Raw genomic sequence first — 12,253 nt, 5'->3', positions numbered from 1 at the left:
GAAAAGTCCATCGTTCAACAGATTTAAGACGTCGGCCATTAGGGACGAACCATGCATGCTGGCATCAGTGACTGGCGGTATTGTGTTGGTTGTGGCGTCGCGTTGCTTACGGCGCTGTTATGGTGCTCGTCAACACTCGGCGCCGACACCCAAACTTGGCGACACAGTTTGAGTTACCTGCACGGCAAAGACTATCAACTTGGCGCCAGCCATCGACAATTGCTGACCTATGAAGTAGCGGCCAACGGCTCAGTTGGCGACCTGTTTGGCTTTATCGATTTCAGCGAAGATCTGAATGGCGCCAATAAAGGTCGTTACGAATGGTACGGTGAATTATCACCGCGCTGGCGCTTCTGGACCAGTGACGACAATGCAGCACCGTGGCGTCACCTGTATCTTGCCGGCAATCTTGAGCGCGGACGCAAATGGCACAATCAGCCTGCCGTGCGGGAAGTCGAAGCCAATCTGATCGGCATCGGCACCGATTGGTCGGTACCGGGCTTTCGCTTTCTGCGCAGCAATGTCTATTGGCGTGATACCCGCACCGTATCGGCCATCAGCGGTCAGTCATTACGTGCCGGCGAAACCGTGCAGATAACATTAAGCTGGGCTCTGCCATTCTCGATAGATGATCAGCACTTTTTGTTCGATGGCTTTTTCGATTGGGCGGACAATGAAGGGAAAGCCAACAATTGGATTCTGGCCGCCCCGCAATTGAAATGGGATTTATGTCAGCAACTCGGTGCGCGCGCAGGACGCTGCTATCTCGGTATTGAACAACAATACTGGAAAAACAAAACCGCGGTTGATGGTGTGCGAGAGAACGTCACGCAACTACTGCTCAAATGGCATTTTTGATCGAGACGTCATCACACAGCCTATTTGCCAAAGCGGGGCCATCGACCCCGCTTTGCATCTCACGGAGACTGGTAAACGACACCGTTTTTCATCACGAATGGTACTGATTCCAGTAGTTCAACGTTCTGCAATGGATCGCCTTTTACCGCGATGATATCGGCGTAATGCTCGCTGTCGATAACGCCGAGTTCACCCTTTTTTCCCAGTGCTTCGGCGGAGTTTATCGTCGCGGCCTGAATCGCCTGCAACGGACTCATGCCGTAACGAACCATGACGGCGAATTGTTTGCCGTTGTCGCCGTGCGGGTAGACGCCGGTGTCGGTGCCATAAACCATTTTGACACCGGCTTTATGCGCTTTGCGAAAACCTTCGCGCTGGACATCGGCGACTTCCCGATCTTTACGCAGGTTGTCCTCGAGCACACCGTTCTTCTTGCCTTCGGCCTGGGTGTATTCGGTGTTGTAGATATCCATCGACAGATAAGCGCCGTGTTTTTTCGCCAGCTTGATGCCTTCGTCGTCAATCAGGCTGGCGTGTTCAATGGTATCGACGCCGGCGCGAATCGCGTCTTTGATGCCGGCCGTGCCATGGGCATGGGCCGCAACCTTCAAACCCCACATATGGGCTTCGTCGACAACAGCTTTCATTTCTTCATAAGTCATTTGCTGCTGACCTGGCTCGGTGTTGCGTGAGAACACACCGCCAGTCGCGCAAATCTTGATCACTTGTGCACCGTATTTACGCAGTTCACGCACGCGCTTGCGCGCTTCGTCTGGATTGTCGGCGTTGAACGGACTTTTCTGATTCATGGAAGGTGGAAAGAACGTCGAGTCGCAATGACCACCAGTGGCGCCGAAACTGTAAGCGGCTGTGATCACGCGTGGACCGATGATCTTGCCTTCGTCAATTGCTTGCCGCAGACCAACATCGTTCCAGGCATCGGCACCAACATTGCGCACCGTGGTGAAGCCGGCAAGCAGAGTTTTTTCTGCGTTCGGCACCATCAGTGCCGACCAGAAGCGATCGCTGAATTGCAGTCCGGTATAACCGCCATAACTTGGATCACTATCGAGATGCACATGCATATCGATCAAACCAGGCAATAGTGTATGGCCAGGCAAATCAACGCGCTTGGCATCGGCAGGCAGTTTGTTCGCATCAAAAACGATCTCGCGAATCTTGCCGTCTTCAATGATGACAAACGGCTTTGACTGATACTTGCCTGTTCTGACATCAAGCAGACGTTCAGCACTGAGCACCGTGACTTGCGCCATCGTTGCCGAGCAAGCAAACAGCGCCGCCATGGCGATACCGATTTTGGTTTTCATTTTCTGCCCTTATGCTTCTTGTTTCTGCAAATCCTGCAAGGCGCGGCTGACCGCTTCTGGCGACGAGGTTTTGCGCGCCATCAGATTGTAGGCCATCGGCACGACAAACAAGGTCAGTAACGTCGATAAGGCGACACCGGAGAAAATCACAACACCGAGCACCTGACGTGATTCAGCACCAGCACCGCTTGCCAACACCAGCGGCAACGCCCCCATCAACGCCGTGACACTGGTCATGACAATCGGACGCAGGCGGCGTTTCGATGCATCAATCAACGCGGTATCAAAATCTTTACCGGCATCACGCATCTGGTTGGTGAACTCGACAATCAGAATACCGTTCTTGGTCGCTAGACCCACCAACATGATGATGCCAACCTGTGAGTAGATGTTAAGCGTCATGCCCATGACCTGCAAACCGATCAAGGCACCGAGTACCGCCAACGGCACCGTCAGCATGATCACCAGCGGATGCACGAAGCTTTCGAACTGCGCCGCCAACACCAGGTAAACAATCAGGATCGCCAAGCCGAATACAAATGCCGTACTGCCCGACTGTTCGACAAAGCGTTCTGACTCACCTTTGTAATCGACGCGCGGTTCGTTATTGAGTTCATCACGCACAACGCTGTTCAAATATTCCAGCGCAGCGCCGAGCGTAAAGCCATCAACAAGGTTGGCGCTGATGGTAATGGCGCGTACCCGGTTGTAGCGGTTCAGCGTGTTGGCACCGGCTTGCTCATAGCCTGTAACCATATTGGACAATGAGATCAATTCGCCGGTTTTTTCCGAACGTAAGTATACGTTCTGCAAATCGGCCGGTGTGCGGAACTGGGTTTCCTCGCCGCGAACCTGGACATCGTATTCTTCACCAGACTGATTGAACGTGGTCATCCGGCGCCCGGACAACAAGGTTTGCAGCGTGACACCAATCGCCTGCACCGAAACGCCCAAATCCGCCGCGCGATTGTGATCGATGGTCAGCAGGAATTGCGGAAGCGTTTCCTTGTAATCAGCCTGAACGTTGGTGAAGCCGCCGTGCTCGCTGGCACGTGCCATGATGACATCACGCCATTGCGCAAGCTGGGCGTAATCGTCTCCGCCGATCACGAATTGCACCGGTGTGCTGCCACCACCACCGAGTGATTGGCGGATGGCGCCGAAAGCACGCACCCCTGGCAGTGCCGACAGTTTTTCGTTGACTTCGTTGACGATGGTAAAACCATTACGACGCTCACCGAAATCATCCAAACCGACGATGACAAAGCCGGAGTTCATGGCGTTGCCACCGAACCCGGGCGCACGGGTCAACAAGCGATTGAATTCGCCGCTGTCGAGATAAGGCTGCAACATCGTTTCGATTTCCTTGATGTTGCGCACCGTGTGTTCGTAGGTCGCGCCTTCCGGCCCCAGCACGTTGATGAAAAAGCCGCCGCGATCTTCTTTCGGCGCCAGTTCCGCCGGCAAAATCTTGAACAAACCAACGATGGCCAATAGCACCAAACCAATCAGCGAAAAGAACAGCACTTTGTGGTGCATCAGTTCTTCGAGCATGCGGCCGTAGCCGTTTTCCATCGCCTGGGTTTTCCGGTCAACCCAGGCTTGCAGCGCCGAATGTTTACGTTCTGATTTCAGCAGGAACGCGCACATCACCGGTGCCAACGTCAGCGCCGTGATCGACGACAGCACGACTGCACCCGCAATGGTCAGCGCGAATTCGCTGAACAATTTGCCGAAGTCACCTTCGAGAAACATGATCGGCACGAACACCGCGACCAACACGGCCGTGGTCGCCACCACGGCGAAACCCACTTCGCGAGCGCCATTGAACGCCGCCAGTAGCGGCGGCTCACCGTGTTCGATACGGCGGTAAATGTTCTCCAGCACCACGATCGCGTCGTCAACGACCAGACCGATCGCCAGTACCAGCGCCAACAAAGTCAGCAGGTTGATTGAGAAACCGAGTATCCACAGAATCGCGAATGCGCCGATCAAGGAAATCGGTACGGTCACCGCCGGCACCAGCGTGGCGCGCAGAGTGCCGAGAAATAAGTAGATGACCATGATGACCAGCACCATCGCGATCGACAGTGTCAGGTACACCTCAAAGATCGCCTGCTCGATAAACACCGAGCTGTCATAGCTTTCATGCAGCTGAATATTTGGTGGCAGATTTTCCTTGATGCGTTCGTATTCGGCCTTGGCGGCGCGAGCAACCGACAAGGTGTTCGCCGTCGATTGCTTGACGATACCGATACCGATAACGTCCTGACCATTACCGCGGAAATAAATTTTGTCTTCAGAGGCACCAAGGAAAATATCGGCGATTTCACCGAGACGCACCAAATGGCCGTTGGCATCTTTGCGAATCACCAGCTCACGGAACTCCTGTTCGCTGGTGTAACCGCGCAACACCCGTGCGGTCATTTCTCGATCGGTGGAGCGCAATTCACCGGCCGGTAACTCGACGTTTTCCGAGCGCAATGCCCGCTCGATATCGGTAACGGTAATCGAACGCGCCGCCATGGCATCATGATTCAGTTCGATGCGCATCGCGTAGCGACTGCCGCCGCCCAGGCGCACACGGGCAACACCGTCGAGCGATGCAAAACGATCTTCGATATAGCGGGAACCGTAATCAGTCAGCTCCAGCGTATTCAGCGTATCGGAAGACAAGTTGAACCAGATGATGACGTTGTCATCGGAATCGGCTTTCGACACTTCCGGCGGGTCGACATCGTCCGGCAAATTATCGAGCACACGCGAGACGCGATCACGAACATCGTTGGCGGCGGCGTCAATATCGCGATCGGAGGAGAACTCAATCGAAATACTGGAGCGGCCGTTGCTGCTGCGCGACGTGATTGAACGAATGCCGGCGATGCCGCTGATCCGATCTTCGATGATCTGGGTAATACGGGTTTCGACAATCGCGGCGGAAGCACCCGGGTAATCGGTGTCGACCGAGACAATTGGCGGATTGACGTCCGGGTATTCGCGAAGATTGAGAAAATTGAACGCCATCAAGCCGAACGTGATGATCAACAAATTGATCACCATCGCCAGCACCGGGCGTTTGACGGAAGTATCAGACAACCACATGGTTACACTCCGTTACAGGGCAGCAGCAGCCGCCTGGATTTGCACCGGCTGGCCATCACGTACTTTGTGCGTCCCTTCAACAATCACCGTTTCACCGAGCTGCAAGCCTTCCAGCACTTCGGCGTAACCGATGCGGCGTTTGCCGATAACAATCTGTTTCTGACGGGCGATGTTGTCTTCGCCGACGACAAACACATAGTGCTGACGCGCCAGGCTGATCAGCGCACCTTCCGGCACCGCCAGCACTTCGTTCTTGTCCTGAGTGATGCGAATATCGATCAGCATGCCCGGCTTCAAGCGACGCTCGGAGTTATCGATTTCGGCCAACAGATTCAGCGTGCGCGTCGCCGGGTTGATGCGGGTGTCAACATGGGTCAGCTTGCCTTTGAATTTCTCGCCCGGATAAGCGGCACTGGTCGCTGCCAGCGTCAAGCCCGGTTCGATGTTGCCGGCCTGCATTTCCGGTATCGTGAATTCGACTTTGACGGTGCTTAAATTATCCAGCGTCGTGATCGGCGTGCCGACGGTGACGAGCGCCCCAGGCGATACCTGCCGAGCACCGAGCACACCGGAAAACGGCGCCCGGATATAGCGCTTGTCCAAGGCGGCGCGCGCTACCTGCAGTTGCGCTTCAGCGACCTGCACCGCGTAGGCTTTTTCTTCCAGCATTGATTTCGAGACGGCGCTGCCACTGGTCAGATTCTGCAGCCGCTCGAGCTGGGAACGATTGTCGGCGAGCTTGGCTTCGGCTTCGCGCAATTTCGCGCGTTCTTCATCGTCGTGCAGCGTGACCAGCAGATCATCAGCGCGGACCGCCTGGCCGTCACGGAAATGCAGCTGCTTGATCAGACCCGTCTGCTGCGAGGTGATGACCACGCCTTCGCGCGACTGAGCGGTACCGAGCGCAGTGATGACATCACCCATCGTGCGCTGGCTGATTTGCTGAACGGCGACCGGCACGGTACTGCGGCCACCGCCAGCACGGTTTTCGTCGCTGCTGGCTGACCACCAGAGCCAGAGGACATAGCCGAGCAGCACCGCCAGCACGGCATAAATGGGAAGCGTTTTCTTCATCGGGAAAGCAATTTTTTGCGAAATATCAGGCAATTATACGTAGCAAGCGGCAATCGCGCTTAGACCCAAAAAGCCAGCCTGAAGCATAGTCCAGCTAAATTGTAAGAATTATTGTGTGGACCGAAGAGAATGTGCAGAAAAAGACAGAATCGCGCCATTCAGGGCGAATGGCGCGTGAGATCAAGCAATTAAAAGCACATCGTCAAGGCAATTTTCACCCTTTGATGATCAGCACATCGCAGCGCACATCGGCGATGACCCGCTCGGAAGTGTTGCCGACCAGCCACTCCTCAACGCCTTTGCGACCAACGGTGCCCATGACCAGCAACGCTGCTTTTTCCTTGCGCAGCAAACGCGGCAGCATGTCTTCCGGATGGCCGAAACCGACCAGGTTGTTGCTGACCTGATCATCGACACCGGCTTCCTTGCAGCGCTTGGCCGAGGCGGCCTTGGCTTGCTCTTCGGCCTTGTTTTTGTAGGAGCGGTGATCAACCAGGTCGAGATCAAACAGCAGCTGTGGCAGGGCCCGGACAAAAACCGACTTCAATTTCGCTTTCATCAGCGGCGCCAGCAGCGCGCCGGTCTGTAGCACTTGCTGGTCGAGCTTTTTCCGGCTGCTGCGCTTGTCACCGGCATCAATGGCAGCGACCACCGCACCTTCGGCCGGACTGCGGTCATCGACCAGCCACAGCGGTACCGGTAACCGACGCATCAAGTGCCAGTCGCTTGGCATGTAGAAGGCTTTTTTGCTCGGCCGACCATGCTTGATCACCAGATCGATACCGCGCTTTTTGACGTTGTCGCAGAGCCATTCGTGGTAACGCTTGTGCCAAATCACTTCGATATTCGGGCGGAATTTCGGTGCTACCGATTTCAGTTCAACGGCCAATGCCTGATGGCGGGCATCGATCAGCTTTTCCCGATAGGCATGGCGCTCTTTGTCACTGAGCAAGGCATCGTCATCACCGAGGCTGTCGTGGACAAACGCGTACAACACCAGCTCAGCCTTGCTGGCCTTGGCCAGCGCCACCGCGCATGAAAGCGCCGGTTCGGCAGTCAGTAAATCAGCGATAACGGCGATTTTGTTCAATGATTTCATCGTTCAATGCTCCTTGTTGTTCCCTGCACTGTGCCAACTTCAGCTAAGCCCATTATTGCGCAAAATCAAAAAAGGCGCCGGAAACGGCGCCTTGAAGTTTGATCGACCAGCCGGTTACTCGGCGCCGAGCGGCGCCGCGTACAAGTCGTAATCGTCGGCTTCGTGCACGAAGACTTCGACGATCTGGCCTGGCTTCAAATCACTGCTGTCGACAAAGACCTTGCCGTCGATTTCCGGGGCATCGGCCTTGCTGCGGCCAATGGCGCCTTCGTCATCGACTTCATCAATGATGACCTCAAGGGTGCGGCCGACTTTCGCTTGCAGCTTGTCACGCGAAATGCGTGCGGCCACTTCCATGAAGCGCTGCCAGCGCTCTTCCTTGACTTCTTCAGCAACCGGATTCGGCAGCTCATTGGCCGTGGCGCCTTCGACCGGCGAGTACTTGAAGCAGCCAACGCGATCGAGCTGGGCTTCTTCGAGCCAGTCGAGCAGGATTTGAAAATCGTCTTCGGTTTCGCCAGGAAAACCGACGATGAATGTCGAACGCAGCACCAGGTCCGGGCAGACATCGCGCCAGGATTTGATCCGGGCCAGGGTGTTTTCGGCATGGGCCGGACGCTTCATCAGCTTCAGCACATTCGGGCTGCCGTGCTGGAACGGAATATCGAGGTAAGGCAGGATTTTGCCTTCGGCCATCATCGGAACGATGTCGCTGACATGCGGGTACGGATAAACGTAATGCAAGCGGGTCCAGACACCGAGTTCGCCGAGTGCCTCGCACAATTCTTTCATTCGGGTTTTCAGCGGGCGGCCGTTCCAGAAGCCAGTGCGGTATTTGGTATCAACGCCATAGGCACTGGTGTCCTGGGAAATCACCAGCAATTCCTTGACGCCGGATTTAACCAGATTTTCGGCCTCGGTCATGACATCGCCAATCGGCCGCGAGACCAAATCGCCGCGCATCGACGGAATGATGCAAAACGCGCAGCGGTGATTGCAGCCTTCAGAAATTTTCAGGTACGCGTAATGCTTCGGCGTCAGCTTGATGCCTTGCGGCGGTACCAGATCGACGAATGGGTCGTGCTTAGGCGGCAACACATTGTGCACGGCGCCCATGACCGCTTCGTAAGCCTGTGGGCCGGTGACACTCAACACATTCGGATGGACATCAAGAATCTTCTCGGCCTTGGCGCCAAGGCAACCAGTGACGATAACCTTGCCGTTCTCGCGCAGCGCTTCGCCGATGGCATCCAGCGATTCCTGCTCGGCGGCGTCGATAAAACCGCAGGTGTTGACGACGACGACATCAGCATCGTTATACGTCGGTACGATTTGGTAACCCTCGGTTTTCAACTGGGTCAGAATGCGTTCGGAATCGACCAGCGCCTTTGGGCAGCCAAGCGAAACGAAACCCACTTTAGGGGTGGAACGGGACATCGATTACTCCGGAGATACCGCAGAGAAGGCGGCAGGATAAAACAAGCGGGTGGTCAAAATTCGCGCAATTTTACCTGTTGATCAGGTCCGGGGGCAACGCTTTCGCCAATTCTTAACGCTTTGACTTAGCCTACCGATTAATGACTCAACGAGCCTATAAACCCCTTGCCGAGCACCAACGACCATTTCTACAGCCGCTGTCAGAAAAGTTTGGCAACGATTTTCGTTAGGTATTCATTTTATTTTCAGCTGCGCCAATTTACCGTGCGCGCGCCCGAATAGCGGGTAAGGTTGTAATAAAAGGAATTGTGGAATGAAAAAATCTTTTGTTGTCGGCGCGATCGCGTTGCTGGGCGCTTCTTCGGTATTCGCTGACTCTTATCTGAAAGCCGAAGCACAAAAATCGTACAACGATTTTGCTTCTGACGTCTGTGACGTTGCCGCTTCCTGCACCGATAAACCCAACGGCTATCGTTTCGCCTACGGATATGAGCTCAACGACAACTTTGCGTTCGAATTCGGTTATGGCTCGTCGGGCAAGTTCAAAGCCGCCGATGGTAGCGATCAACTGAGCGTCGAAGTAAAGAGCATTGACGTTGCCGCCATTGGCCGTTTGCCTCTGAGTGATCTGTTTGCATTTACCGGTAAGCTGGGCTTTACCCGTACCGATGCAGACACAAAATTCTCCAACACCTTTTTCAGCGAAAATGACAACCAGTCCAGCACTGTCCCGGTATATGGCGTTGGCATGGAAATCAGCTGGTTCACCCTGGGTTACGAAGTCATCAATGACGCCGAAATCGGTTTGTTTGACGGCGACTCGGAAGAAGATAATTTTGAGCGCATCTACGCTGGCGTAAAAATCAATTTCTAATATCTAGAAAAGCAAAAAGGGCTGCGATGCAGCCCTTTTTTATTTCAACCAGCCTCTATTACACGCCACCCAGATAACGATTCTTCAAACGAATCAACAACGACACTTCCTTCTCCAATACCGACTTCGCTTTGCGATCTTCGTCGGTGATGTTTTCCCAGGTCAACGACTTGATTTCGCTCAAATCCGATTCCAGCGACGTCAGCACGGTATCAAAGCTGATCACCGGCTTTGGTGGGTCAATCACATACCAGCAATTGTCTACTTTGCGCATCCGATATTTTTCGACAAACGTTTCGCCGATCTCCGTGACACGACGGCCAAACTTGTCATTCTCGGTGCCTTTCGGACGCCAGACATCAGCCAGCGTAAACATTTCCACGCGGGCAATGGCTTCGTTACCGCGCATCTCGATTTTCTCGAGTTTCCAGGCCTTGACCACCGTCATGCTGTCAGCGCTTAAGTTAGGCGTGTTAATCGGGTAAACGTACTCGCTGCCCTTATAGGCTGGCTTGAAATTTTCCCAGCTAATCAATTGTTCCGGACGCTGGCCAACGAGTTCCTGTTTCAGGAAGTTGTCCATCAATACGCGTGGGTCGAGTTGCTGGTCATTACCACATTGTTTACCAGCTTCGGCGACCAACGGCAGGGCCAGCAACGTGATCAGTAGTGCGCGCCACATCATCTGAAGTCCTGTAAAAAATTCGCAGGAGTTCAATGTACGGCGAATGCGGCTTTGCAATACGTGCGCGGCTCACAAATTTTGTCAGGCTTTGCCGCGCAGAATGTCACCTTGTGAACCAGGTCAGATCATTTTGTGCATTGCTTCACATGACAACGGTCCGCGAGCCGACGGAGATCTTAAAAAACCAGACGAGCTGCGTCAGCGATCAGCAATTTCCGCCAGCGATTGATAGAGCGGCTTCAGTTGTTTATACAGCGGCAGGTATACACGCCGATACAATTGCTCGTAGCGCTCAACGGCTGATGGGCGCGGCTCGAACACTTGGCCGACATGACACATCGCCGCGATGGCGGCCGGGTAATCGCGCTGCCAACCGAGGTGCACAGCGGCGTTAATGGCGGCACCAAGACCGGAAGTTTCGTATTCACGCAGGCGCTCGGCCGGACGATTGAAAATATCAGCGGTCAGCTGCATCGCCACGTCTGACTGTGAGCCGCCACCAGAAATTCGCAGCGCAATCACTTTCTCATGCGCGCGCTTTTGCAGCGTATCCAAACCCTGACGCAAACCGTAAGCGATGCCTTCCAGAATCGCCCGGTACAAATGCGCGCGGGTATGGTGGTCGGCCCAACCGATAACGGCGCCGCGCGCCTCCGGGCCCGGCTCACGAACGCCGGGGCTCCAGTACGGTTGCAGGATCAAGCCTTCAGCACCGGGTGGGATTTGCTCAATCAGCGCATCAAAAAACTGCTCCGGCACACCGCCCTGTTCAATCGCTCGCTGCTGCTCCGGATGGCCGAATTCATGTTTGAACCACGACACCAGCCAGTAGCCACGATAAATCTGGTATTCGGCATTGAAGTAATCACGGGCTGCGGCCGGATACGAGGGCAGAAACGGCAGTGGATGAATATGGCGTGGCAACGACAGGTTGACGGTGGCCGTTGTGCCGTATGAAAGACAGGCCCGTTCCGGCGTCAGGCAGCCAGAGCCCAGCACTTCGCAAGCCTTGTCGGCACCGGAGGCGGCCAACGGCAAGCCAATCGGCAGACCCAGTTCTTCACTGGCGCGATTCGACAAGCTGCCCTGCAATTCGCCCGGCTTGACCAGCGTCGGCAGCCATTCCGACGCTAGCGGACAGGCTTGCCACTGCCAGCTGCGCTCGTTAGCCCAGTGCTGCTGCTTGAAATCGAACGGCAGATAACCGACCTGCGCCGCCAACGAATCCTGCCAGGCGCCGGTCAGACGGAAACTTAAGTAACTCGACAGCAAGCCATAGTGGCGAATGCGCCGAAAGGCTTCCGGCTCCTGCGCCTGCAGCCAGGCGATTTCGCATTCAGCCTGAAAACCACGAATGGTGTCGGTGACGCCCGCGAGCCGGAACGCCGCTTCCCACCACAAGCTTAATCGCGGCAACGCCGATTTCGGCAAGCGGCGTTTGTCCATCCACAAAATCGCCGGGTACACCGGCTGATAGTTTTCATCGAGCGCGATAACCGTCGCACGCTGCGTCGTCAGCGAAACGGCGGCCACCCGTTCACGGCAATCGCCATGTTGCGCCCAAAGCCGCTGACAACTGTGCACAATCGCCTGCCAGAACATCTCCGGGTCGGCTTCGACCCGCTCGCTGCTCGGGCGTTGATAGTGCAGCGCCTGACTGCCTTTGCCGAGCAGGCGCCCATGCGCATCGAACAGCATCGCGCGCGCACTCTGGGTGCCGACATCAATGGTCAGCAGCAAATCCTTATTCATTGTTGTTTTTCCGCCAGACAGCTTGCGCGCATCATAGCGCAGCG

General features: G+C 55.2%; 9 protein-coding genes. 2 read left to right on the top strand and 7 right to left on the bottom strand.

Annotation, left to right across the window (positions count from 1 at the left end; translation table 11 throughout):
- Positions 1–51 precede the first annotated feature (51 nt).
- A complete protein-coding gene (locus E2H98_RS10225; protein ID WP_133589563.1) occupies positions 52–858 on the top strand; it encodes an outer membrane protein OmpK in 807 nt (268 codons plus the stop codon).
- Between the two features lie 59 nt (positions 859–917).
- On the opposite strand, the gene E2H98_RS10220 is transcribed toward E2H98_RS10225, so the two are convergent.
- The 5 genes from E2H98_RS10220 to rimO form a co-directional block, all read right to left on the bottom strand.
- Positions 918–2,186: a Xaa-Pro dipeptidase gene (locus E2H98_RS10220; protein WP_133589565.1), complete on the bottom strand. Its 1,269-nt coding sequence runs from the start codon at positions 2,184–2,186 to the stop codon at positions 918–920.
- Positions 2,187–2,195: 9 nt separating this feature from the next.
- Positions 2,196–5,288 carry an efflux RND transporter permease subunit gene (locus E2H98_RS10215; protein ID WP_133589567.1) on the bottom strand — a complete coding sequence of 1,031 codons (3,093 nt, stop codon included), beginning with the start codon at positions 5,286–5,288 and terminating at the stop codon, positions 2,196–2,198.
- A 12-nt stretch (positions 5,289–5,300) separates the two neighbouring features.
- Positions 5,301–6,362 (bottom strand): efflux RND transporter periplasmic adaptor subunit, encoded by a 1,062-nt coding sequence (locus E2H98_RS10210; RefSeq protein WP_133589569.1) that lies wholly within the window; start codon positions 6,360–6,362, stop codon positions 5,301–5,303.
- A gap of 214 nt (positions 6,363–6,576) precedes the next feature.
- On the bottom strand, positions 6,577–7,461 hold the full coding sequence (locus tag E2H98_RS10205) for a universal stress protein (protein ID WP_133589571.1): 885 nt from the start codon (positions 7,459–7,461) through the stop codon (positions 6,577–6,579).
- Positions 7,462–7,575: 114 nt separating this feature from the next.
- Entirely contained in the window at positions 7,576–8,898 is a 1,323-nt protein-coding gene (rimO, locus tag E2H98_RS10200) for a 30S ribosomal protein S12 methylthiotransferase RimO (RefSeq protein ID WP_133589573.1), read from the bottom strand.
- A gap of 313 nt (positions 8,899–9,211) precedes the next feature.
- Here rimO and E2H98_RS10195 point away from each other — a divergent pair, with 313 nt between their 5' ends.
- Positions 9,212–9,772 carry an outer membrane beta-barrel protein gene (locus E2H98_RS10195; protein WP_133589575.1) on the top strand — a complete coding sequence of 187 codons (561 nt, stop codon included), beginning with the start codon at positions 9,212–9,214 and terminating at the stop codon, positions 9,770–9,772.
- Between the two features lie 58 nt (positions 9,773–9,830).
- Here the strand turns inward: E2H98_RS10195 and E2H98_RS10190 are convergent, their stop codons facing one another.
- Both E2H98_RS10190 and E2H98_RS10185 read right to left on the bottom strand, forming a co-directional pair.
- The gene (locus E2H98_RS10190; protein WP_133589577.1) at positions 9,831–10,457 is read right to left on the bottom strand and encodes a hypothetical protein; all 627 of its coding nucleotides are present in this window, start codon (positions 10,455–10,457) and stop codon (positions 9,831–9,833) included.
- 198 nt (positions 10,458–10,655) lie between these two features.
- On the bottom strand, positions 10,656–12,209 hold the full coding sequence (locus E2H98_RS10185; RefSeq protein ID WP_133589579.1) for an FGGY-family carbohydrate kinase: 1,554 nt from the start codon (positions 12,207–12,209) through the stop codon (positions 10,656–10,658).
- Positions 12,210–12,253: the final 44 nt, after the last annotated feature.

The sequence above is a fragment of the Permianibacter aggregans genome (genome assembly GCF_009756665.1).
Classification (GTDB): Bacteria; Pseudomonadota; Gammaproteobacteria; order Enterobacterales; family Permianibacteraceae; genus Permianibacter; species Permianibacter aggregans.
The sequence above is the reverse complement of the archived record's forward strand: the minus strand, read 5'-3'. Positions and strand labels throughout refer to the sequence as shown.